Annotated in this window: 22 protein-coding genes and 1 riboswitch; of the genes, 21 read left to right on the forward strand and 1 reads right to left on the reverse strand. The window is 72.1% G+C overall.

All coding sequences use genetic code 11. From position 1 onward, the window contains the following. Nucleotides 1-8 precede the first annotated feature (8 nt). The 10 genes from HC028_RS17665 to ribH all read left to right on the forward strand — a co-directional run bounded on the left by HC028_RS17665 (nt 9) and on the right by ribH (nt 10,323). Nucleotides 9-2,111: a primosomal protein N' gene (locus HC028_RS17665; RefSeq protein ID WP_168078439.1), complete on the forward strand. Its 2,103-nt coding sequence runs from the start codon at nt 9-11 to the stop codon at nt 2,109-2,111. Nucleotides 2,112-2,239: 128 nt separating this feature from the next. Beyond that, entirely contained in the window at nt 2,240-2,791 is a 552-nt protein-coding gene (gene def / locus HC028_RS17670) for a peptide deformylase (protein ID WP_168078440.1), read from the forward strand. A 2-nt stretch (nt 2,792-2,793) separates the two neighbouring features. Further along, nucleotides 2,794-3,720: a methionyl-tRNA formyltransferase gene (gene fmt, locus HC028_RS17675; protein WP_168078441.1), complete on the forward strand. Its 927-nt coding sequence runs from the start codon at nt 2,794-2,796 to the stop codon at nt 3,718-3,720. Nucleotides 3,721-3,733: 13 nt separating this feature from the next. Further along, nucleotides 3,734-5,194 carry an RsmB/NOP family class I SAM-dependent RNA methyltransferase gene (locus HC028_RS17680; RefSeq protein ID WP_168078442.1) on the forward strand — a complete coding sequence of 487 codons (1,461 nt, stop codon included), beginning with the start codon at nt 3,734-3,736 and terminating at the stop codon, nt 5,192-5,194. A gap of 98 nt (nt 5,195-5,292) precedes the next feature. Beyond that, a complete protein-coding gene (gene rpe / locus HC028_RS17685) occupies nt 5,293-5,976 on the forward strand; it encodes a ribulose-phosphate 3-epimerase (protein ID WP_168078443.1) in 684 nt (227 codons plus the stop codon). Between the two features lie 28 nt (nt 5,977-6,004). Next, entirely contained in the window at nt 6,005-6,979 is a 975-nt protein-coding gene (locus HC028_RS17690; RefSeq protein WP_239075609.1) for a GGDEF domain-containing response regulator, read from the forward strand. A gap of 72 nt (nt 6,980-7,051) precedes the next feature. Next, nucleotides 7,052-7,200, forward strand: a riboswitch (FMN riboswitch). 118 nt (nt 7,201-7,318) lie between these two features. Next, the gene (locus HC028_RS17695; protein ID WP_168078444.1) at nt 7,319-7,915 is read left to right on the forward strand and encodes a riboflavin synthase; all 597 of its coding nucleotides are present in this window, start codon (nt 7,319-7,321) and stop codon (nt 7,913-7,915) included. Beyond that, the gene (pnuC, locus tag HC028_RS17700) at nt 7,915-8,610 is read left to right on the forward strand and encodes a nicotinamide riboside transporter PnuC (RefSeq protein ID WP_168078490.1); all 696 of its coding nucleotides are present in this window, start codon (nt 7,915-7,917) and stop codon (nt 8,608-8,610) included. The genes HC028_RS17695 and pnuC overlap by 1 nt, the downstream gene beginning before the upstream one ends. Next, nucleotides 8,607-9,842, forward strand: coding sequence for a bifunctional 3,4-dihydroxy-2-butanone-4-phosphate synthase/GTP cyclohydrolase II (locus tag HC028_RS17705; protein WP_168078445.1), 1,236 nt, complete (start codon nt 8,607-8,609; stop codon nt 9,840-9,842). The genes pnuC and HC028_RS17705 overlap by 4 nt, the downstream gene beginning before the upstream one ends. A gap of 4 nt (nt 9,843-9,846) precedes the next feature. Next, a complete protein-coding gene (gene ribH / locus HC028_RS17710) occupies nt 9,847-10,323 on the forward strand; it encodes a 6,7-dimethyl-8-ribityllumazine synthase (RefSeq protein ID WP_168078446.1) in 477 nt (158 codons plus the stop codon). 31 nt (nt 10,324-10,354) lie between these two features. Here the strand turns inward: ribH and HC028_RS17715 are convergent, their stop codons facing one another. Next, nucleotides 10,355-11,353: a class I SAM-dependent methyltransferase gene (locus HC028_RS17715; RefSeq protein ID WP_168078447.1), complete on the reverse strand. Its 999-nt coding sequence runs from the start codon at nt 11,351-11,353 to the stop codon at nt 10,355-10,357. Nucleotides 11,354-11,393: 40 nt separating this feature from the next. Here HC028_RS17715 and HC028_RS17720 point away from each other — a divergent pair, with 40 nt between their 5' ends. The 11 genes from HC028_RS17720 to HC028_RS28515 all read left to right on the forward strand — a co-directional run bounded on the left by HC028_RS17720 (nt 11,394) and on the right by HC028_RS28515 (nt 22,760). Beyond that, entirely contained in the window at nt 11,394-11,852 is a 459-nt protein-coding gene (locus HC028_RS17720) for a nitroreductase family deazaflavin-dependent oxidoreductase (protein WP_168078491.1), read from the forward strand. 71 nt (nt 11,853-11,923) lie between these two features. Next, complete coding sequence (locus HC028_RS17725; protein ID WP_168078448.1) at nt 11,924-12,187, forward strand: phosphoribosyl-ATP diphosphatase; 264 nt, start codon at nt 11,924-11,926, stop codon at nt 12,185-12,187. A gap of 49 nt (nt 12,188-12,236) precedes the next feature. After that, nucleotides 12,237-13,085 carry an ATP phosphoribosyltransferase gene (gene hisG, locus HC028_RS17730; RefSeq protein WP_168078449.1) on the forward strand — a complete coding sequence of 283 codons (849 nt, stop codon included), beginning with the start codon at nt 12,237-12,239 and terminating at the stop codon, nt 13,083-13,085. A gap of 29 nt (nt 13,086-13,114) precedes the next feature. Then, complete coding sequence (locus HC028_RS17735) at nt 13,115-13,594, forward strand: PH domain-containing protein (protein ID WP_239075608.1); 480 nt, start codon at nt 13,115-13,117, stop codon at nt 13,592-13,594. A gap of 329 nt (nt 13,595-13,923) precedes the next feature. Next, nucleotides 13,924-14,607, forward strand: a complete 684-nt coding sequence (infC, locus tag HC028_RS17740; protein WP_168078493.1) for a translation initiation factor IF-3 — start codon at nt 13,924-13,926, stop codon at nt 14,605-14,607. A 16-nt stretch (nt 14,608-14,623) separates the two neighbouring features. Beyond that, entirely contained in the window at nt 14,624-14,818 is a 195-nt protein-coding gene (gene rpmI / locus HC028_RS17745) for a 50S ribosomal protein L35 (protein WP_168078450.1), read from the forward strand. 77 nt (nt 14,819-14,895) lie between these two features. Further along, nucleotides 14,896-15,258, forward strand: coding sequence for a 50S ribosomal protein L20 (rplT, locus tag HC028_RS17750; protein WP_168078451.1), 363 nt, complete (start codon nt 14,896-14,898; stop codon nt 15,256-15,258). Nucleotides 15,259-15,260: 2 nt separating this feature from the next. After that, entirely contained in the window at nt 15,261-16,085 is an 825-nt protein-coding gene (locus HC028_RS17755; protein ID WP_168078452.1) for a TrmH family RNA methyltransferase, read from the forward strand. 144 nt (nt 16,086-16,229) lie between these two features. Next, nucleotides 16,230-17,312 (forward strand): phenylalanine--tRNA ligase subunit alpha, encoded by a 1,083-nt coding sequence (gene pheS / locus HC028_RS17760; protein ID WP_168078453.1) that lies wholly within the window; start codon nt 16,230-16,232, stop codon nt 17,310-17,312. Between the two features lies 1 nt (nt 17,313). Then, nucleotides 17,314-19,788: a phenylalanine--tRNA ligase subunit beta gene (gene pheT / locus HC028_RS17765; protein WP_168078454.1), complete on the forward strand. Its 2,475-nt coding sequence runs from the start codon at nt 17,314-17,316 to the stop codon at nt 19,786-19,788. Nucleotides 19,789-20,033: 245 nt separating this feature from the next. Continuing rightward, the gene (locus tag HC028_RS28515) at nt 20,034-22,760 is read left to right on the forward strand and encodes an AAA family ATPase (protein WP_168078455.1); all 2,727 of its coding nucleotides are present in this window, start codon (nt 20,034-20,036) and stop codon (nt 22,758-22,760) included. Nucleotides 22,761-22,771: the final 11 nt, after the last annotated feature.

Genomic DNA, 22,771 nt, shown 5'->3' on the forward strand with positions numbered 1-22,771 from the left:
CTGGTGTCGTGAGTGAGGCGCCGACGTCCCGTGCCCCGGTCAAGGCACCGGCCCGGCGGGTCGCCCGCGCGCGCCCGGAGCCCGCGGCTTCGCTGCCGGTGGCCCGGATCTCCGTCGACGTACCGCTCCCGCACCTCGACCGGCCGTTCGACTACCTCGTGCCGGCCGCGGAGGACGAGAAGGCCGGGCCCGGCGTCCGGGTACGGGTCCGCTTCGCCGGCCAGCTTGTCGACGGGTACCTGCTCGAGCGCGTCGACGACTCGGCGCACACGGGTCGGCTGGCCTTCCTGGAGCGGGTCGTCTCGCCCGAGCCCGTCCTGCGCCCCGAGATCGTCCGGCTGGCCCGGGCGGTAGCCGACCGGTACGGCGGCGCCTTCGCCGACGTGCTGCGCCTCGCGGTGCCGCCGCGGCACGCCCGTGCCGAGGGGAAGGCTGACCCCGGACCGGTTGACCCCGGATCGGTTGACCCCGGATCGGTTGACCCCGCACCGGCTGACCCCGGATCGGCTGACCCCGCACCGGCTGACGCCGGCGCGCCGGTCGGGCCGGCCCGACCGGTGGACGCCGCCGGCTGGTCGGCGTACCCGGCGGGAGCCGCCTTCCTGCGCGCGGTCGGCGACGGCCGCCCGGCCCGTGCGGTGTGGAGCGCGCTGCCGGGCGAGGACTGGCCGACCCGGCTGGCCGAGGCGGCGGCGGCCGCGGACGCCTCGGGCCGAGGTGCCGTCCTCGTCGTCGCCGACGCCCGCGACCTCGACCGGCTCGACGCCGCGCTCGCCCAAGTGCTCGGACCCGGCCGGCACGTCGCGCTGTCGGCTGCGGTCGGACCGGAGGAGCGCTACCGGCGGTTCCTCGCGGCCAGCCGGGGGCGGGTACGAGTCGTCGCCGGTACGCGGGCGGCGGTGTTCGCCCCGGCGGAGCCGCTGGGCCTGGTGGTGATCTGGGACGACGGCGACGATCTGCACGCCGAGCCGCGGTCGCCCTACCCGCACGCGCGCGAGGTGCTGCTCACCCGCGCCCAGTTGGCCGGCTGCGCGGCGCTGGTGGGTGGCTTCACCCGCAGCGCCGAGGCGCAGCAACTGGTCGAGACGGGGTGGGCCAAGGAGATCGCGGCGCCGCGCGAGGCCGTACGCCGCGCCGCGCCGCACGTACTGCCGGTCGGTGACGACATCCAGCGCGATCGGGACCCGGCGGCGGTCTCGGCGCGGCTGCCCAGCATCGCCTGGCAGGCCGCCCGGGAGGCGCTCGCGGCCGGCGCGCCGGTGCTCGTGCAGGTACCGCGCCGCGGCTACCTGCCGTCGGTCGCCTGCGCCAACTGCCACGCCCCGGCGCGCTGCCCGTCCTGCTCGGGGCCGCTGGCGCTGCGCGAAGCGACCGGCGCGCCCGGGTGCCGCTGGTGTGGGAAGGTCGCTGCGGCGTACGCCTGCCCGCATTGCGGCGGGCGGCGGCTGCGCGCGTCCGTGATCGGCGCCCGGCGTACCGCCGAGGAGCTGGGCCGGGCCTTCCCCGGTACACCGGTCCGTACGAGCGGCCGGGACGGTGTGCTCGCGAGCGTGCCGGCCCAGCCGGCGCTCGTCATCTCCACACCGGGCGCGGAACCGGTCGCCGCGGGCGGCTACGGAGCGGTCCTGCTCCTGGACTCCTGGGCCCTGCTCACCCGGGCCGACCTGCGGGCGTCCGAGGAGGCGCTGCGGCGCTGGTTCGCCGCTGCCGCGCTGGCCCGCCCGGCGCACCGGGGCGGCAAGGTCGTCGTCGTCGCGGACGCGGGCATCCCGACCGTGCAGGCCCTGGTCCGCTGGGACCCGGCCGGGCTGGCCGCCCGGGAGCTGGCCGAGCGGCGGGAGCTTTCCTTCCCGCCCGCAGTGCGGATGGCCTCGCTGACCGGTACCCCGGACGCCGTCGCGGACCTCCTCGCCGCCGCCCAGTTGCCGGACGAGGCCGAGCTGCTCGGCCCGGTACCCGCCGACGACGACCAGGAGCGCATGCTCGTCCGCGTACCGCGCTCGGCCGGCCGGGCGCTCGCCGCCGCCCTGCACGCCGCGGTCGGCGTGCGCAGCGCCAAGAAGGCCCGCGATCCGGTACGCGTCCAGATCGACCCACTCGAGCTGCTGTGATCACCGCACCGCCTCCCATGATCACCGAGAGTTTGCAGCGTCATAGCGCCCCTAACTCTCGGTGATCATGAAGCGAGGGGTCGCGTACACTCGGAAAGTCTTGATACGAGGGGAAGGAGCGTGCCCGGGTGACCGTGCAGCCGATCCGCCTGTTCGGCGACCCGGTGTTGCGTACTCCGGCCGAGCCGGTGGTTGACTTCGACAAGGAGCTGCGCAAACTCGTCGAGGACCTGACCGAGACGATGCGCGATCAGAGCGGCGCCGGTCTGGCTGCCCCGCAGATCGGCGTGGGCCTGCGCGTGTTCACCTTCGACGTCGACGACGTGCTCGGGCACCTGATCAACCCGGTGCTCGATTTTCCCGACGAGGAGGAGCAGGACGGCCCCGAGGGCTGCCTGTCCATTCCGGGGCTGTACTTCGACACGAAGCGCCGGCAGAACGTCATCGCCAAGGGCTTCAACGTGTACGGCGACCCGATGCAGATCGTGGGCACCGGCCTGATGTCCCGCTGCGTCCAGCACGAGACCGACCACCTCGACGGTGTCCTGTTCGTCGACCGGCTCGACCGCTCGGCCCGCAAGGAGGCGCTGCGGGCCATCCGCTCCGCCGACTGGTACGACCCGACAAGCCCGCCCCAGATCAGGGTGAGCCCGCACGGGTCCCGGGGTATCTTCGGCTAGTCATGCGCATCGTCTTCGCCGGTACACCCGCCGTCGCGCTGCCCGCGCTCGACGCCATCGCCGCCTCCCGTCACGAGCTCGTCGCCGTGGTGACCAGGCCTGACGCCCCGGCCGGCCGGGGCCGCCGCCTGCTGCGCTCAGCGGTCGGCGCCTGGGCCGACGAGCGGGGGATCGAGGTGCTGACCCCGCAGCGGCCACGCGAACCCGAGTTCCTCGACCGCCTGCGCGAAATCGCCCCCGACTGCGTGCCCGTGGTCGCCTACGGCGCCCTGGTCCCGCCGGTCGCGCTGGAGATCCCGGGCCACGGCTGGGTCAACCTGCACTTCTCGCTGCTGCCGTCCTGGCGCGGTGCGGCTCCGGTGCAGCACGCGATGCTGCACGGCGACGAGCTGACCGGCGCGAGCGTGTTCCAGCTCGAGGAAGGGTTGGACACCGGGCCGGTCTACGGCACGCTGACCGAGCCGATCAAACCGTCCGACACCGCTGGTGAACTGCTCGACCGGCTCGCGGTCGCGGGTGCGGGGCTGCTGGTCAACGTCCTCGACGGGATCGAGGCGGGTGCGCTCGAGGCGGTGCCCCAGCCGCACGAGGGCGTCACGCTCGCGCCCAAGATCAGTGTCGAGGACGCCATGGTGCGCTGGGCGGATCCGGCCTTCGCGGTCGACCGTCGCATCCGCGCCTGCACTCCCAACCCGGGCGCGTGGACGGAGTTCCGGGGCGAGCGGGTCAAGCTCGGACCGGTGACGATCGCGCAGGGCGGCCCGGCGCTGCCCGCCGGGGAGCTCCTGGTCGAGCGGGGACGCGTGCTCGTGGGCACCGCCACGGACCCGGTGGCGCTGGGCGAGGTGCGCGCAGCGGGCAAGAAACCGATGGCCGCGGACGCGTGGGCGCGGGGAGTGCGCCCCGCCGCCGGGGAGCGACTCGAGTGAACGGCAGCGTGACATGAGCGAGGCGCGACAGCCGGCCCGTCGACCCCGAGACGATCGCCGGCCCAGGGACGACCGCCGGCCCAGGGATGAGCGCGGACGCGGCCGGGGACGCCCACCGGCCGACCCGGCTCGCCGGGCCGCCTACGACGCCGTGGCCGCCGTCCACCGCGACGACGCGTACGCCAACCTGGTCCTGCCGAAGATGCTGCGCGAGCGGGGTCTGCGCGGTCGGGACGCCGCCTTCGCCACTGAGCTGACCTATGGCACCCTGCGCCTGACCGGCACGCTCGACGCGATCATCGCCGCCGCGGCCGACCGGGACATGGCGCGCATCGACCCACCCGTACGCGACGCGCTGCGGCTGGGCGCCTACCAGCTGCTGCGTACGCGAGTCGCGCCGCACGGCGCGGCCAGCACCACGGTGGACCTCGTCCGGGCCGTCGCGCCGGGTGCCGTCGGCTTCGCCAACGCCGTGCTGCGCCGCGTCGGCGAGCAGGACTGGGACAGCTGGATCGATCGGCTCGCCCCGGCTGACGGCACCGACCCGGTCCGGCGGCTCGCTCTCGAACACGCCCATCCCGCCTGGATCGTCCGGGCGATCGGCGACGCGCTGCGCGCCGACGTCGACGAGACCGCCCGGGCCCTCGCGGCCGACAATGAGGCGCCGCCGGTGCAGCTGACCGCCCGCCCGGGCCTGGTGACAGCGGCCGAGCTGGCCGAACAGGTCGGTGGCGAGGTCGGCCGGTACTCGCCGTACGCGGTCTACCTGCCGGGCGGTGCGCCCGGCGACATCCCGGCGATCCGGCAGGGCCGGGCCCACGTACAGGACGAGGGCAGCCAGCTCGTCGCCACCGCTTTGGCGAACGCGCCGGTCGACGGCCGGGACGAGCGCTGGCTGGACCTGTGCGCCGGCCCCGGCGGCAAGGCGGGGCTGCTCGGGGCGATCGCCGCCCAGCGCGGTGCGCGGCTGACCGCCGTCGAGGTGACCCCGCACCGGGCGGAGCTCGTCGAGAACGCCACCCGGAACCTGCCGGTGACGGTGGTCACCGCGGACGGCCGCGACGTCGGCGCCATCGAGGAGCTGCCGGAGCAGGGCTTCGACCGGGTACTGGTAGACGCGCCCTGCACCGGCCTCGGTGCGCTGCGCCGGCGGCCGGAGTCGCGCTGGCGCCGCCAGCCCACGGACCTGCCGCCGCTGACCGGGTTGCAGCGTGAGCTGCTCGGCGCCGCCATCCGCGCGGTCCGCCCGGGCGGCGTCGTCGCGTACGTGACCTGCTCGCCCCATCTGGTGGAGACCGATGTCGGGGTCACCGAAGCGTGCCGGCGGTCAGAGCACCCGGTCGACCTGCTCGACGCCCGCGCGCTGCTGCCGGGGGACGTGCCCGACCTGGGCGGGGGGCCGAGCGTGCAGCTGTGGCCGCACCGGCACGGCACGGACGCGATGTTCCTGGCGGTGCTCCGCCGCGGCGAATGATGATCACCGTGAGTCAGCGGCGTCCTAGCGCTCAAAACTCTCGGTGATCATGGGGTGCGGGGCAGGCCGGGACGAGGGCGCATCCGTACACTGGCCGCGTGGTTGCTTCGTCGCTTATCGTCGCTCCTAGCATTCTCGCCGCGGACTTCGCGCACCTCGCTGACGAGGCGCACGCGGTGGAAGGCGCCGCCGACTGGTTGCACGTCGACGTCATGGACAACCACTTCGTGCCCAACCTGACGATCGGCCTACCGGTCGTGGAGAGCCTATGCAAGGCGACCACGCTGCCGTTCGACTGCCATCTGATGATCGAGGAGCCGGACCGGTGGGCGGTCGGGTACGCCGAGGCCGGCTCGTACAACGTGACCTTCCACGTGGAGGCCGCCGCGGACCCGGTCGGCCTGGCCAAGAACCTGCGCGCGGCCGGTAGCCGGGCCGGCCTGGCGATCGACCGGGACACCCCGGTCGAGCCCTATCTGGAGCTTCTGCCGTACTTCGACACCTTGCTGATCATGACGATCAAGGCGGGCTTCGGCGGTCAGAAGTTCATGCCGGAGCTGCTGGACAAGGTGCGCACCGCCCGGCGGCACCTGGCCAGCGGCCACCTGGAGCTGCGGCTCGAGGTGGACGGCGGGATCGCCGACGACACCATTGCGGCGGCGGCCGAGGCCGGCGCCGACGCGTTCGTCGCGGGCACGGCGGTGTACGGAGCGTCCGATCCGGCGGAGGCGGTCCGGCGGCTGCGTCGCCGGGCGGCGGAAGCGGTCTCCGGCGACCGATGAGGTAGTCGACCTAGACGAGGAGATTGCCGTGAGCGTCGAGGGGGTCGCGGCGGGCGTCGGACTGACCGAGCCGCGTCCGGATCTGTTGATCGTCGTCGATGACGACGTCGACATCGCGCGCTTCGTCGAGGTCAATCTCAAGCTCGAAGGGTACGAGGTGCTGCTCGCCCACGACGGCGAGGAAGCCCTGGTGTCGATCGAACGCCACCAGCCGGCGCTGGCGATCATCGACCTGACGATGCCAAAAATGGACGGGCTCGAGCTGACCCGCCAGCTGCGCGCCAACCCACTGACCTCGGCGATGCCGGTCATCATGCTGACCGCTCGGGGGCTGACCGCCGACAAGGTCCTCGGCCTGACCGCGGGTGCCGACGACTACCTGGTGAAGCCGTTCGACACCATGGAGCTGGTCGCCCGGGTCCGGTCGACCCTGCGGCGCCACCAGGAGGCCCGGGAGATCTCCCCGCTGACCGGGCTGCCGGGCAACACGCGCATCCTGCGGGAGATCGCCGATCGGGTGCACAGCGGCACCGACTACGCGGTGTGCCACATCGACATCGACCGGTTCAAGAGCGTCAACGACGTGTACGGGTTTGCCCGCGGCGACGAGTTCATCACCGCGCTCGCCCGCTCGCTGCACCGCGCCGTCGTCGGGGTGGGCCTGCCGCCCGCGTTCCTCGGCCACATCGGCGGGGACGACTTCATCGTGGTGTGCACCCCGGAGCAGGTGTATCCGGTGACCGAGCGGGCGGTGGTGGACTTCGAGGCCGCGGCTGACGCGCTCTACGACCCCGCGGACCGGGACCGGGGCTACGCCCAGGTCGTCAAGCGAAACGGGGAGGTCCAGCGGGCGGCCCTGGTCACCCTGTCGATCGGGGTCGCGGTGTCGTCCGATCGCCGTAACGCCGGCCCGCGGGAGATCATCGAGATCGCCACGGAGATGAAGACCGTCGCGAAGGGCTACGACGGTTCGTACGTCGCGATGGACCGCCGCCGCGCCTGAAACCGTGTGACGTGTGTCGCTCAGATCGGGTCACGTTGCGGCTCGGTGTGCAAGACTCGCAGGGTACCCACCACGCGCTGGCGGGGCTCGGTGAAAGTCCGAACCGGCGGTGACCGTCCTCCTTCGAGGCCGGCAGCCCGCTACCCGGTCACATCCAGTGACCGGTGGATCCGGTGTGATTCCGGAGCCGACGGTGAAAGTCCGGATGGGAGGCAGCGCGCGGGAGTCGGCCGTTCTCACGGCCGTCGGGTGCCGCGCGCGTTTTCGCGGCAGCCCGTCCCCTCCTGCTCGTCGTCGCCGTGGCATCGCCGGCGCTGCGAGCGTAAGGAGGCTGCTGGCGTGTTCACCGGCATCGTCGAGGAACTGGGCACCGTCGTCGGCTGGGCCGGCGACCATTCACGGCTGATCGTTCGCGGCGACGTCGTCGCCGCCGACGCCCGCCACGGTGACTCGATCGCGGTCAACGGCGTCTGTCTCACCGTCGTCGAGGTCGACGGCGGCGTCTTCACCGCCGACGTCATGCAGGAGACCTTCAACCGCACGTCACTGGCGGCTCTCGTGCCCGACGACCCGGTCAACCTCGAACGCGCCGCGACGCTCGCGACCCGCCTGGGCGGTCACCTCGTGCAGGGGCATGTCGACGGGGTCGGCACGATCGTCAGCCGCCAGCCGGGGGAGCACTGGGAGTCCGTGCGCTTCACCCTCCCGGCCGAGCTGGCGCGGTACGTGGTGGAGAAGGGCTCGATCGCTGTCGACGGGGTGTCGCTGACCGTCGCGGGCGTCGGCCCCGACTTCTTCGAGGTCGGCCTGATCCCGACCACGCTCAAGCTCACCACGCTCGGACACAAGGACGTCGGCGACCCGGTCAACCTGGAGGTCGACGTGATCGCCAAGCACGTCGAGAAGCTGCTGGGCGCGCGCGAGGGGGTCGCGTGATGGGCGCGCTGCGCTGGCTGCTCGACGCCCGCCTGGAGATCGCCGGCTCGGTGGTCCTCTGGCGCGAGATCATCGGTAACGTCTTCGGCCTGGCCTCCGCGCTGCTCGGGATGCGCCGGCTGGTGTGGGCCTGGCCGATCGGCATGATCGGCAACGCCCTGCTGTTCACCGTCTTCCTGGGTGGGGCGTTCGCCACCCCGCAGGCCGTCGACCTGTACGGGCAGGCCGGGCGCCAGGTGTTCTTCTTCGCCGTGAGCGTGTACGGCTGGTGGCGCTGGTCGCGTAACCGCCGGCAGCACGCGTCGCCCGACGAGGGGGCGGTGGTGCCGCGCTGGGCGACCAACTCCGAGCGCCTGGTGCTGCTCGGCACGGTGATCGTCGGGATGGCGGTGGCGTACCCGATCCTCAAGGCGCTGGGGTCGTGGGGGCCGCTGCCGGACTCGTGGATCCTCGTCGGCAGTCTGCTGGCGACGTACGGAATGGCCCGGGGCTGGGTGGAGTTCTGGCTCGTCTGGATAGCCGTCGACGCCGTCGGGGTGCCGCTGCTGCTGCAGGGCGGGTTCTACCCGTCGGCGGCGATGTACGGCGTGTACGGGCTCTTCTGCGTCTGGGGCTTCGTCTCCTGGCTGCGCACCTCGCGTGCGCTGCGCCAGCCACAGGTTCAGGCGCCCAGTTACGTGGAGGGTCGGGTATGAGCGGGTTCGAAGACATCGAGCGGGCGATCGCGGATATCGTCGCCGGCCGGCCGGTGATCGTGGTCGACGACGAGGGCCGGGAGAACGAGGGCGACCTCATCTTCGCCGCGGAGCTGGCGACGCCCGAGTTGCTGGCGTTCACGGTCCGGTACACGTCGGGCTTCATCTGCGTGCCGCTGACCGAGCAGGACGCGGACCGCCTGGAACTGCCGCCGATGTACCACACCAACCAGGACCGGCGCGGCACCGCGTACACGGTGACCGTCGACGCCCGGGAGGGCGTGACCACCGGCATCTCCGCCGCCGACCGGGCGCACACGATCCGCCTGCTCGCCGACCAGGCGACCTCCCCGGCCGAGTTGGCCCGCCCCGGCCACGTCGTACCGCTGCGCGCCCGCAAGGGCGGCGTGCTGCGCCGGCCAGGGCACACCGAGGCCGCGGTGGACCTGGCCGAGCTGGCCGGGCTGCGGCCGGCCGGCGTGCTGTGCGAGCTGGTCAACGACGACGGCACCATGATGCGCCGGCCCGACCTGGAGCGCTTCGCCAAGGAGCACGACCTCACGCTGATCTCGATCGAAGACCTCATCGCGTATCGGCGGCGCACCGGCATCCAGGTCGAGCGGATCGCCGAGGCGCGCATGCCCACCGAGCACGGGGTCTTCCGGGCCGTCGGTTACCGGGCCGACTTCGACGACACCGAGCACGTGGCGCTGGTGTACGGCGACCTCGGCGATGGCGAGGACGTGCTCGTACGGGTGCATTCGGAGTGCCTGACCGGGGACGTGTTCGGCTCGCTGCGCTGCGACTGCGGCCCTCAGCTTTCGGCCGCGCTCGCCCGGGTCGCCGCTGAGGGGCGCGGGGTGGTGCTCTACATGCGCGGACATGAGGGCCGGGGCATCGGGCTGATGCACAAGCTGCAGGCCTACCAGCTCCAGGACCAGGGGCGCGACACGGTCGACGCCAACCTGGAGCTGGGGTTGCCGGCGGACGCGCGCGACTACGGCACCGGGGCCCAGATCCTCGCCGAGCTTGGCATCCAGAGCATGCGGCTTTTGACAAACAATCCCGCTAAAAGAGCGGGTTTGGAAGGGTATGGTCTAAAGATCACCGGTCGGGTGTCCCTGCCCGTGCGCCCGCACCCCGAGAACGTGCGTTACCTGCGCACCAAGCGGGACCGCATGGGACACCTGCTGGAGGACTTAGACCAGATGACGGCGGAAGGGCTGGCATAGCACTATGGCGGGACAGGGGCATCCGGAGCTGGAGGTCGTGGACGCGGCGGGGCTGACCGTCGGCATCGTCGCCAGCCGGTGGCACGAGGAGCTCACCGAACAGATGCTCGACCGCGCCACGGCGGCGAGCAAGGCGTGCGGGGTGGAGCACGTCACCGTCGCCCGGGTGGCCGGCTCGGTCGAGCTGCCCGTGATCGCGCAGGCTCTCGCCCGCCGGTACGACGCCGTCGTCGCGCTCGGCGTGGTGATCCGCGGCGACACCGCGCACTTCGACGTCGTCTGCCAGGCGGTGACCGACGGGCTGACCCGGGTCGCCCTGGATGAGTCGACGCCGGTCGCGCACGGCGTGCTCACGGTGGACACGTACGAGCAGGCGCGCGACCGGGCCGGGTTCCCCGACTCCAACGAGGACAAGGGCTGGTACGCGACGATCGCGGCGCTCGACGCGGCGCTGACGATCCGCCGGGTGCAACGCTCCTGACTCTTCTCGCGATCGTGGACATGTCGACCGGCTACCACCGGTCGACATGTCCACGATCGCTGGGATGGATGACCGTCTTCGCGGTCAGCCGGCCCCGCTCCGGCTCCCGGCTCAGCCGGCCGGCCGCTACCAGTCCCGTGAGGGCGCGCAGGGCGTCCGCCGCGCGGTAGATGGTCGTTGTCCGGGTGTAGTCGCGCAGCTCGCCGGCCGGGCACCCGCCGGTCGCCGCGACCCGGTCTACGAGGGCCCGGCGCAGCGGGCCGAGGTGCGGTTCGAGCGAGATGTCCAGCAGTTCGTGGTCGGGGTCGCGCGGGTCCCGGTACCGCACGCCGGCGAACTCGTCGACCGACCACAGCTCGTCCTTGAACCGGTCGAGGCCGGTGTCCGTGCCGGTGGCGAAGAGCAGGATCTGCGCGTACCCGTCGTCGTCGACGAGTTCGACGTGGGCGACCCGGGTGAGCCCGGCGCGGCGGAGCTCTCCGGAGTAGAGCGGGTCGGCCGGATCGACCGCGACGAGCACGTCGGCATGGTGGCCGGCGCCGACCCGCGCCACGGTCTCGTACCCGGGCGGACGGGCGCCGGTCGCGTCGAGGTACGCGAAGAGCGGCGCGCCGAGCGCGTCAGCACGTTCCAGCGCGGGTACGAGTGCGGAGTCGCAGTCGCCTGCCACCGTGGCGACGCTTACGGCCGGTAGCTCCGCGAGCACCCGGGCGAGCTGTTCGCGCAGCGCGTCGAGCCGGTCGCCATCTTCGCCGACGAGCACTACAGAGACCGGCCCGCGCAGCCGGTCGGCGAACTCGCCGAGCACCCGGAGCGCGGCGATCGCGGAGGCCTCTGGACAAGCGGTGGCACCCGCTGAGCGCCCGGTGGCGTATCCCTCGGCGTAGGTGAACCCGCCGTGCAGCCCGGACACCACCGAGTCCAGTAGGCGTACCAGCAACTCGCGTTTGACGGTCTCGTGTGCCGCGCTCACCCCACGGTTGTACCGCCCCTGCTTCCCGGGTGGCGGCCGGGCCCCGTTCTGGCTCATGCTGGAAGTTCTGGATCATTGCGGAGTGAGCGGAGCTGAGATGACCGACTTCGACCGGCCGACCGACCCGACCGAGGGCTGGCAGGCCGACCACATCAGGCGGTATGTCGAGACCGACGGGCTCGACGGCCACGAGTGGCGGTCGGGGGTATTCACGCTGCTGTTGACCACCCGGGGCCGCCGCTCCGGCCAGGCCCGGCGCAATGCGCTGATCTACGGCCGGGACGGTGACCGGTACGTCGTCGTGGCGTCCAAGGGTGGCCACCCCGAGCACCCGGACTGGTACCGCAACCTCGCCGCCGACCCGAACGTGCGGGTACAGGTCCTGGGGGACAAGTTTGACGCCCGGGCGCGGATGGCGGACGCCGAGGAGCGGAAGCGCCTCTGGCCGGAGATGGCCCGCATCTTCCCGCCGTACGAGGAGTATCAAAAGGGTACGGAACGGGAGATTCCGGTCGTGATCCTGGAGCCGACCGGCTGGCCGGAGGATCGGGCCTGATCAGTCGTGCTCGTCGCACCAGGTGGAACCGGTGTGAAGTCGGGTCGGCGGCCCTGGCACACTTTTGCCTCGTGAAAACGTTCGACGACCTATTCGAGGAGCTGCAGGCCAAGGCCGCAGCGCGTACTCCCGGCTCCGGCACTGTTGCGGCGCTGGAGCGTGGGGTCCACGCGATCGGCAAGAAGGTCGTCGAGGAGGCGGCCGAAGCGTGGATGGCCGCCGAGCATGAGGGGCGCGAGCGCACCGCCGAGGAGATCTCTCAGCTGCTCTACCAGGTACAGGTGCTGATGCTCGCCAGCGGGCTGGAGTTGGAGGACGTGTACCGACATCTGTGACCTCCGCCGTCCGATGTCCCCACGTCCTTCCCACTCAAGGAGCTTGAGAGTGCTGCGTATCGCCGTCCCCAACAAGGGAACCCTGTCCGGTCCGGCCGCCGACATGCTGCGCGAGGCGGGGTACCGCCAGCGGGCCGACAGCCGTGACCTGGTCTGCACCGACGCCGACAACGACGTCGAGTTCTTCTACCTGCGCCCGCGTGACATCGCCACCTACGTCGCCTCCGGCGATCTCGATCTCGGCATCACCGGCCGGGACCTGCTCATCGACGCCGACGTCGACGCCGACGAACTGCTGGACCTCGGGTTCGGTGGCGCGACGTTCCGCTTCGCCGCCCGGCCCGGCTCGCTGACGGCGCCCTCGGACCTCGCCGGCCGGCGCATCGCGACCGCGTACCCGGGCGTGGTCAACCGGTACCTGGCGGAGCGCGCGCTTACCGCGGAGGTCGTCCGGCTCGACGGCGCCGTGGAGAACGCGATCCGGCTCGGGGTGGCCGACGTGATCGCGGACGTGGTGTCGACCGGCGCGACCCTGCGCCAGGCCGGCCTTGAGCCGGTGGGCAAGCCGCTGCTGGAGTCGTCGGCGATCCTGATCCGCCGCCGGGGCGCCGAGGACGTCACGGCCGGCGTCAACCAGCTGCTGCGGCGCCTGCAGGGCGTGCTCGTCGCCCGGCGGTACGTGATGCTCGCCTACGACGTGCGCGCCGACCTGATGGAGCAGGCCTCCGCGCTGACGCCCGGTATCGAGTCGCCGACGATCTCCCCGCTGCACCGGGAGGGCTGGGTCGCGGTGGAGGCCATGGTCCTGCGGGCCGAGGTGCACCGGATCATGGACGAGCTGTACGACCTGGGCGCGCGGGCGATACTCGTGACCGGCATCCACGCCTGCCGGCTGTGATCGCCGGCGGGCGTGGCACACTCGTGAGCGTGTCTGTGAACCAGTCGGTGGTGTTCCGTCCGCGTCGACTCCGCGTGGTGTGCTGGGTGTCAGCGGTCGTGATCGTGATCGTCTTCACCCTGATCTCGTTCGGCCTGCACGGCTCGCTGGGGGAGGGCGTGCCGGGCACGTTCCAGCGCGGCGACCAGGCCGCGATGATCGGGCTCGGGGTGCTGGCGGCCTTGGCGGTTCTCATGTTCACCCGGCCCCGGATCTCCGCCGATGACCGTGGCCTGCACGTGCGCAATGTGCTGGGCGGCTACGACCTGCCGTGGGAGATCATCCGGGCGGTGCGCTTCTCGCGCGGGGCTCCGTGGGCGAGCATCGAGCTCACCGACGACGACGTCGTCAGCGTGCTGGCGGTGCAGGCTGCCGACAAGGAGTACGCGGTGGAGGCCGTGCGGACGCTGCGCGCGATGCTTGAGTCCCACCGGCTGAGCCAGCGCTCAACGCCCGCCAACGGCGGCTGACCTTTTTCACCCGGGCCACTGTTAGCACCGGGTGGCCACCCCTGGTAGTCTTGCAGCGTCGACCACACTGTGCTGCTGTCGTGCAAGCGATCAGTTACGCACGGTGTTTAAAGCGGAGCGTCCCGCTCCCACCCGAGTAGCCACAAGGCGGCCGGGTCCGGTCAGCCGCCGCCGGAATTTCGGTGGGCGGTAGCGCGTTGTGCGCTATGACCGGTCGAGCGGGCCCTGGCATGCGCCGGGGCCTTCTGCTTTTCAGGCCGGCTTGCCAGGGAAGGCCTGGCAAACGAAAGATTTTGACTTTAGGAGGCCACATCAGCACCGAGCCACGCATCAACGAGCAGATCCGGGCACGTGAGGTCCGGCTGGTCGGCCCGGAGGGCGAGCAGGTGGGAATTGTCCCTGTGGAGCGTGCCCTTCAGCTGGCTGCGGACGTCGATCTGGACCTGGTTGAAGTTGCGCCCCTGGCCCGCCCGCCAGTGTGCAAGCTCATGGACTTCGGCAAGTTCAAATACGAGAGTGCACTCAAGGCGCGCGAGGCCCGGCGTAACCAGCAGCAGACCGTCATCAAGGAAATGAAGCTCCGGCCCAAGATCGACCCGCACGACTACGAGACCAAGAAGGGTCACGTCGTCCGGTTCCTCAAGGCCGGTGACAAGGTCAAGGTGACGATCATGTTCCGCGGTCGGGAGCAGAGCCGCCCCGAGCTGGGTTTCCGGCTCCTGCGCCGGCTCTCCGAAGAGATCGCTGAGCTGGGATTTGTGGAGGCTGCTCCGAAGCAGGACGGCCGTAACATGATTATGGTCCTGGCGCCGCACCGCGCGACGAAGGTCGCCGCGTCCGACGCCAAGGTTGCCGCCTCCGAGGCGAAGGCGAGCGCATCGGCGGAGGCGAAGACCGCCGCCGCGGTCGCCAAGGCGACGCAGCGTGAGGCGACGGGTGGCGGGGCATCGGCTCCGTCCGCAGAGACGGTCAACGCCGCGGCCACCGCAGACCGCGGTGCGGGCGAACAGTAGGGGAGAAGCAGTTTCAATGCCGAAGATGAAGAGCCACAGCGGCATGGTGAAGCGGGTCAAGATCACGGCTAAGGGCAAGTTCCTCCGTGAGCCGGCCGGCAAGCGCCACCTTCTGGAGGGCAAGTCCTCCAAGGTCACCCGCCGCATGGACGGCTACGTGGAACTCGACCCGGTCGAGAAGAAGCGGATCAAGAAGCTGCTGGGCCTCTAAGAGGCGCGCCACCAACTGACGAGAACCACTTCGACCGGCCCGCCCACCGGGCCGGTCCTTGATGAGGAGTACGAACCGTGGCACGCGTCAAGCGGGCTGTGAACGCCCAGAAGAAGCGCCGTACCGTCCTTGAGTCCGCCAGCGGCTACCGGGGGCAGCGCTCCCGGCTGTACCGCAAGGCCAAGGAGCAGATGCTGCACTCGATGCAGTACGCCTACCGTGACCGGCGCGACCGCAAGGGTGACTTCCGCCAGCTGTGGATCACCCGGATCAACGCCGCCGCTCGCGCGAACGGCATGACCTACAACCGTCTGATCCAGGGGCTGCGGCTGGCCGGCATCGAGGTCGACCGCAAGATCCTGGCCGACCTCGCGGTCAACGACGACAAGGCCTTCACCGGCCTGGTCGAGGTGGCGCGCAAGGCCGTCACCGCCGCCTGATCATGCAGCACATGCGACCCGGGGTCGAGCCGTTCACGACGCGCACGCCCCGGGTCGTTGCTGCTCGGCGGCTGCAACGCCGCCGGGATCGCACGGAGGCGCGCCGGTTCCTCGCGGAAGGGCCGCAGGCCGTACGGGAGGCGCTGGCCGAAGGCGCCGTCGCGGAACTGTTCACGACGGCCGACGCCGCGCAGCGGTACGCCGACCTGATCGCGGCAGCGGACGACGCCGGCGCCCGCATCTCCCCGGTTGCCGAGGACGCCCTCGCGGCGCTGGCCGAGACGGTGCAGCCGCAGGGCCTGGTCGCCGTCTGCGAGTTCGTCGACGTCCCGCTGGCCGAGGCGCTGGCCAAGCGCCCCCGGCTGGTCGCCGTCCTGGCCGACATCCGCGACCCGGGCAACGCCGGGACCATCCTGCGCACCGCCGACGCCGCGGGCGCCGACGTCGTCGTGTTCGCCGGCAACGCCGTCGACCCGTACAACGGCAAGTGTGTACGGGCGACCGCCGGCAGCCTGTTCCACGTCGACGTCGTCCGGGCCGATGATCCGTTTGTGGTCGTCGAGCAGCTCCGTGACGCCGGCCTGACCGTGTACGCCGCCGACGCCTACGGGGCTCAGGACCTCGATCACGTATCGTGCGCCGGCCCGACCGCGTGGCTGTTCGGCTCCGAGGCGCACGGATTGCCGCCCGAGCTCGCCGACGCCGCCGACGCCCGGGTGCGGGTGCCGATCTACGGCGGCGCCGAGAGCCTGAACCTGGCTGCTGCCGCAGCCGTCTGCCTGTACTCTTGCGCCAGAGCGCAGCGTATGGAGGGGACATCCCGATGAGGCACTTGTTTAGCCAGCCCGCCGGTCGCGGGCTGCGGGGCTGAGTCAACCCCCACGCTCTCTCTGCGCGAATACCGGCGGGCTGCGGCGAAGCCGCGCGCCCTAGACTCTGTCCGGTTGTTTTCCAGAGAAGAGAGCTGCGTTGTGACGTATCGCAACGATCCATACGACCCCAAGCAGGTCGCGCTGCTCGACCAGTCGAGCCTCGATGACGCTGTCGCCGCTGCCGAGAAGGCCTTCGCGGAGGCGGGCGACCTCGACGCGCTCGCGTCGATCAAGCACCTGCACCTCGGCGACCGGGCGCCGGTGTCGCTCGCGCGCCGGGAGATCGGCGCGCTGCCGCCACACGCGAAGTCCGACGCCGGCAAGCGGGTCAACGAGGCCCGGACCGCGATCTCGGCGGCGTTCGAGGCTCGGCAGGCCGAGCTGCGGGCCGACCGGGAGCGTCGCGTCCTCATCGAGGAGACCGTCGACGTCACCCTGCCGACGGCGCGGCGTCCACGCGGCGCCCGGCACCCGCTGACCACCGTGATGGAGCGGATCAGCGACCTCTTCGTCGGCATGGGCTACGAGATCGCCGAGGGGCCCGAGGTCGAGCTCGACTGGTACAACTTCGACGCGCTCAACATCGCGCCCGACCACCCGGCCCGCTCGATGATGGACACGTTCTATCTCGCGGCCGCCGGTGTCGGTAACGAAGAATCTGGCCTTGTGCTGCGCACCCACACCTCGCCGGTGCAGGCGCGCACGATGCTGACCCGCAAGCCACCGATCTACATCGCCTGCCCGGGCCGGGTCTACCGGACCGACGAGCTCGACGCCACCCACACGCCGGTCTTTCACCAGGTCGAAGGTCTGGTTGTCGACAAGGGCATCACGATGGCCCATCTCAAGGGCACGATCGATCACTTCGCGAAGGCGATGCTCGGCGAGGACGTGCGTACCCGCTGGCGGCCCTCGTACTTCCCGTTCACCGAGCCGTCGGCCGAGTTCGACGTGTGGTTCCCGCAGCACCGCGACGGGCCCCGGTGGGTCGAGTGGGGCGGCTGCGGCATGGTCAACCCCCGGGTGCTGATCGCCTGCGGCATCGACCCCGACGAGTACTCGGGGTTCGCGTTCGGTATCGGTATCGAGCGGGCGCTGCAGTTCCGCCACGGGGCGGCCGACATGCGCGACATGGTCGAAGGCGACGTGCGGTTCGCCCGTGCGTTCGGAATGGAGGTCTGAGGTGCGGGTCCCTCTCTCGTGGCTTCGCGAGTACGTCGATCTACCCGCTGACCTCGACGCCGACGCGCTGGAGCAGGCGTTCGTGCGCGTCGGTCTGGAGGTCGAGGAGATCCAGGACCTGCGGACCACCGTCACCGGCCCGCTGGTGGTCGGCCGGGTGCGCTCGATCGAGGAGCTGACCGGCTTCAAGAAGCCCATCCGGTACTGCCTGGTGGACGTCGGAAACTCCGAGCCGCAGGGAATCGTGTGCGGCGCCCGCAACTTCGCCGAGGGCGACCTCGTCGTGGCCTCGCTGCCGGGCGCGGTGCTGCCGGGCGGTTTCGAGATCGCCGCGCGCAGCACGTACGGCCACGTCTCCAACGGCATGATCTGCTCGGCCCGGGAGCTCGGCCTCGGCGAGGACCACTCCGGCATCATCGTGCTGCCGCCGGACACCGACGCCGCGCCGGGGCAGGACGCCCGGCCCGTCGTCGGCCTCGACGAGGTCGTCGTCGAGCTGAACGTCACCCCCGACCGCGGGTACTGCCTGTCCATGCGCGGCGTGGCCCGCGAGCTGGCGCACTCGCTCGGCGTCGGCTACCGCGACCCGGCCGCCGCGGTCCTCCCGCTGACCAGCAGCGAGCCGGGTTACCCGGTACGGGTGGAGGACCCGGTCGGCTGCGACCGGTTCAGCGCGGTCGCGGTTCGCGGCATCAACCCCACCGCTCCGAGCCCGGCGTGGATGCAGCGGCGGCTGAATCTCGCCGGCATCCGGTCGATCTCGCTGCCAGTAGACATCACCAACTACCTCATGCTCGAACTCGGCCAGCCGATGCACGCGTTCGACCTCGGGCGGCTGGCCGGCGAACTGGTGGTGCGCCGCGCGAAGCCCGGTGAGCGACTGACCACACTGGACGGTGCCGACCGGGCTCTCGACCCCGAGGACCTCGTCATCGCCGACGAGACCGGCGTGGTCTCGCTCGCCGCAGTCATGGGAGGAGCGAGTACCGAGGTCTCGGCGCTGACCACCGACCTGCTCTTCGAAGCTGCCCACTGGGACCCGATCACCATCGCCCGGACCGCGCGCCGGCACAAGCTGCCCAGCGAGGCGAGTAAGCGCTTCGAGCGCGGCGTCGACCCGCAGCTCACCCCGGTCGCTCTCGCGCGGGCGGCGGCGCTGCTCGCCGAGTACGCGGGCGGCACCGTCGACGAGCGGGTGACCGACGTGTACGCGGTGACCCCGCCGGCCCCGATCGCGATGCCGGCCGACCTGCCGGCGCGTACCGCCGGGGTGGACTACGCCGATGAACGGGTCGTCGAACTGCTCACCGAGATCGGCGCTTCCGTCGAGCGCGACGGCGACCGGCTGCTGGTCACCCCGCCGACCTGGCGACCCGACCTCACCGACCCGGCCGACCTGGCCGAGGAGGTGATCCGGCTCGACGGGTACGACAAGGTGCCGGCGCGGCTGCCGCTCGCCCCGCCCGGCCGGGGGCTCACTGCGCCGCAGCGCCGCCGCCGTACGGTCGGCCGGGCGCTCGCCGAGGCCGGTTACGTCGAGACGCTCAACTACCCGTTCGTCGGGCAGACCACTCTCGACGCGCTCGGCATCCCGGCCGACGACCCGCGCCGGCAGGCGCTGCGGCTGCGCAACCCGATCTCGTCCGACGAGCCGGAACTGCGCACGACGCTGCTGCCGCCGTTGCTCGCCGCGTTGCGGCGCAACCTCGGCCGCGGTCACCGCGACCTCGCGCTGTACGAGATCGGGATGGTCTTCCACCCCGCCGGAACGCAGGGCACGCCGCCGCGCCTCGGCGTCGACCGGCGCCCCTCGGACGCCGACCTGGAGCGGGCGAACGAGTTCATGCCGCACCAGCCGTGGCACGTCGCGGCGGTGCTGGCCGGTGAGGTCGAGCCGGCGGGCTGGTGGGGCGCCGGCCGCGCGGGTGACTGGTCGGACGCCATCGAGGCAGCGCGGGTGGTCGTCGCCGCGGCGGGTCACACCGCCGAGGTGCGGGCCGCCGCGTACGCCCCGTGGCACCCCGGCCGCTGCGCGGAGATCCTCGTCGACGGCACGGTCGTCGGGCACGCGGGTGAACTACACCCGCAGGCCTGTGCCGCGCTCGATCTCCCTCGGCGCACGGCCGCCATGGAGATCAACCTCGACGCGCTTCCCCTGCGCGAGGTGACGGTCGCGCCGCCGATCTCCGGTTTCCCGCCGGCCCTCATCGACGTCGCGCTCGTCGTGGACCGTGCCACCCCGGCCGCCGCCGTCGAAGCGGCGCTCGTCGAGGGCGCGGGGGACCTGCTGGAAGGCGTGCGACTGTTCGATGTGTACACCGGCGAGCAGGTCGGGTCTGCGCGCAAGAGCCTGGCGTACAAGCTGACGTTCCGGGCGCCGGACCGCACCCTCACCGTCGAGGAGGCGGTGGCCGCGCGGGATGCCGCGGTGGCCGTCGCGGCGGATCGGCTGGGCGCCACGCTCCGCGGCGCCTGACGCTTTTCTATATCGAACGACATAAATCGATCTACGGGAAGTGGCGTTACTTCGGCCACTTCCCGTAGATCGATGAATGTGACCGTACGGTAAGGTAAACGCGTGCCCCGTATCGACGCCGAGCTAATCGTTTTCGGCCGGGGAAACCGGGCTGAGTGAATCGACGTGCACCCGGAGTCGCGCTGCGCTAACAAACTGTCGGGGAGGGTCGCGTGACCACCCCGTTCAGAGGCAGACTCGCATCCGTGGTGAATTCCCGGCCGTCCACCCCTATCGGCCGCGGCGAGATCCTCGACCTGGCCCGTGCCCGGCTCGCCGCGGGCGGCAGCGTCCTGCTGTACGGGCCGGCGGGGATCGGCAAGTCCACCATCCTGCAGGCCCTTGCCGCGGACGCCGACCCCGCCCTGGTCCTGCGGGCCAACGCCGCCGAAGCCGAAGCAGAACTGCCCTACCTCGCACTGGTCGACCTGTTCGACGGCGTACTCGACGAGTACGCCGTCGTGCTTCCCGCGCACTTGCGCGCGGCGCTCGATGGCGCCCTGCTGCGCAGCTCCCTTCCGGACACCGCCCATGACCAGCTGGCCGTCCGGCTCGCCGTGCTCGAACTGATCCGCGCGCTCACCGCCGACCGGCCGGTGCTGCTGGTCCTCGACGACGTGCAGTGGATCGACCAGCCCAGCGCCGGGGTGCTCCGCTTCGTCGCCCGGCGCCTCGGCTCGGTCGACGCGCGGATGCTTGCCGCCGAGCGGGTCTCCGACGGTGGCGAACCGGCGGCCCTCGATCTCTGCCCACCCGCGTGCCTCGAACTCGCCGTGCCGCCGCTGCCCGAGTCCGATGTGGCGGACCTGCTGCGGTCCCGGTTGGGCGGTCCGGTGCCGCGCAGTCGCCTGCACCGCGTCTACACCGCCAGCGGTGGCAACCCGCTGTTCGCGGTGGAGCTCGGCCGGGCGCTGTACGAGCGGGACGCGGACTCGCCGACCGCTCCGCTGCCCGTACCCGACCGGCTGCGGGCGCTGCTCGCCGCCAGGATCGCCACGCTGCCCGGGCATGCCCGCCCCGCCCTCCTGGTCGCGGCGGCCACCGCCCGGCCGACCCGGTCACTGCTGGAGCACTGCGGCGTCGCCATTGACGAGGAGCTGAGTGAGGCGGCCTGCGCCGGAGTCATCTCGGTGGAGGGCGACGCGGTCCGGTTCACCCACCCGCTGCTGCGCGAGATGGTGTACGCCGACGCCAATCCGGCCGAGCGGCGCAAGGCGCACGAGCTTCTCGCCGAGGCGGTCGTCGATCCGGTCGAGCGGGCGCGCCACCTGGCGCAGGCCCGGCCGGAGCCGGACGAGTCCCTGGGGGAGACCCTCGCGGACGCTGCAGCGGTCGCGCGGCTGCGGGGCGCGCCGGCCACCGCGGCCGACCTGGCCGCGCTCGCGTCCGAGCGCACGCCGGCGTCGTTGCCCGGAGTGGCCGCGACCCGCTGGCTGTCGGCCGCCGAGTACGCCTATGACGCCGGCTCGCCCGCCGACGCCACCCGGTACGCGACCGCGGCGCTGCGCCAGGCCACCGATCCCCGTACCCGCGTCGGTGCCCGGCTACTGCTGGTCGACCTCGCTGGTCAGGACAAGTCCGGCGTCGCGCCGCTGCTGGACGCCGCGTTCAAGGACGCGACCGACGATCTCGGGCTGCTCGCGCGGGTGCGGCTCTACCGCGCCGTGAAGGCCCACTACGACCGCGACACCGAGGCGGCCCTCGCTGAGCTCAAGCGCGCCGAGGAGACTGCTGAGCAGGCCGGTGACCTGGACTGCCTGGTCGAGGTGCTGGGTTGGCGGGGTAGCTTCCACGACGGCCCCGAGGGCGACCGGATCCTGGAGCGCGCCGGTGAGATCGCCCTCGGTCTGCCGTTGACCCGCCCGGTCATCGCGGCCAGGCAGTTGGCCGCGATGAGCCGGCTGTTCGGCGGGGACGTTCCCGAGGCCATCCGGCGCATCGAGTCGCTGCGTACCGCGGTCGAGAGTTCGGGTACGGTGCACGACCTCGCCGTCGTGCTCATCTCCGTCGCCGGGATCTACTGGCGGGCCGGCCGCTGCGCCGACGCCCTCGCCGCCGGCCGGTACTGCGCGCGCCTGTACGCCGATGTGGAGACCACTCCCGGGCCTGGCCTGCTGGTCGGCGCGATGAGTGAGCTGCTCGGCGGCACCGCTGAGGAGGCCGCGGTCTTCGCCGAGAAGGCCGTGCGTGCCATCCAGGACGCCGGTGACGAGGACTGGTTGAAGCTGGCGTACGCCACGCAGGGCATGGTGCACCTGCTGCGTGGTGACCCGGTCCTGGCGGCGGACGTGATGCGGCAGGCCTGGGCGCTTGAGCAAAGCCAGGGCCGGGTCGACCCGGGTGCGCTGCCGTGGCATGCCGACTTCATCGAAGCGCTGATCGCTTCGGGTGCGCGCGGCGAGGCCGCCGCCGTTCTCGCGGAGGTACACCGCTGCGCCGAGCAGTTGGGGCGGGACGTGGCGATGCTCGGCCTGGCCCGGGCCCGGGCAGTGCTCGCCGCCGGGGCCGATTCACGGGAGGCTGCCGAGTCGCTCGCGGCGGCGATCGAGAAGTGGGCCGACCACCCGTACCCGCTGGAACAGGCGCGGGCCTGGCACACCCTCGGTGGCCTGGAGCGGCGGGCGCACCGGCGCGGCGCCGCCCGGGCGGCGCTGACCGAGGCGGTCCGCCGGTACACCGCGGCCGAGGCGGCGCCGTGGCGCCAGGTCGCCGCCGCCGAGCTGGCCCGCCTGGACGGCGGCCGGGGCGTCGGCCTGTCCGAGACGGAGCGGCGCATCGTCGAGCTGGTACGCGGAGGAGCCACCAACCGGGAGATCGCCCGGTCGATGTTCCTGTCGATCAAGGCGGTCGAGGCCAACCTGACCCGCCTGTACCGGCGTCTCGGCGTGCGTAACCGGGCGCAATTGGCCCGGGCCCTCGACTCGACCGACTGACACCGCTGCCC

The organism is Planosporangium flavigriseum (genome assembly GCF_011947225.1).
GTDB classification, from domain to species: domain Bacteria; phylum Actinomycetota; class Actinomycetes; order Mycobacteriales; family Micromonosporaceae; genus Planosporangium; species Planosporangium flavigriseum.

Excerpts from the sequence above, each read along its gene's own strand:
- fmt (WP_168078441.1), top strand. The coding sequence starts at position 2,794 with ATGCGCATCGTCTTCGCCGGTACACCCGCCGTCGCGCTGCCCGCGCTC.
- HC028_RS17680 (WP_168078442.1), top strand. The coding sequence starts at position 3,734 with ATGAGCGAGGCGCGACAGCCGGCCCGTCGACCCCGAGACGATCGCCGG.
- pnuC (WP_168078490.1), top strand. The coding sequence starts at position 7,915 with ATGGGCGCGCTGCGCTGGCTGCTCGACGCCCGCCTGGAGATCGCCGGC.
- HC028_RS17705 (WP_168078445.1), top strand. The coding sequence starts at position 8,607 with ATGAGCGGGTTCGAAGACATCGAGCGGGCGATCGCGGATATCGTCGCC.
- ribH (WP_168078446.1), top strand. The coding sequence starts at position 9,847 with ATGGCGGGACAGGGGCATCCGGAGCTGGAGGTCGTGGACGCGGCGGGG.
- HC028_RS17715 (WP_168078447.1), bottom strand. The coding sequence starts at position 11,353 with ATGAGCCAGAACGGGGCCCGGCCGCCACCCGGGAAGCAGGGGCGGTAC.
- HC028_RS17720 (WP_168078491.1), top strand. The coding sequence starts at position 11,394 with ATGACCGACTTCGACCGGCCGACCGACCCGACCGAGGGCTGGCAGGCC.
- rpmI (WP_168078450.1), top strand. The coding sequence starts at position 14,624 with ATGCCGAAGATGAAGAGCCACAGCGGCATGGTGAAGCGGGTCAAGATC.
- HC028_RS17755 (WP_168078452.1), top strand. The coding sequence starts at position 15,261 with ATGCAGCACATGCGACCCGGGGTCGAGCCGTTCACGACGCGCACGCCC.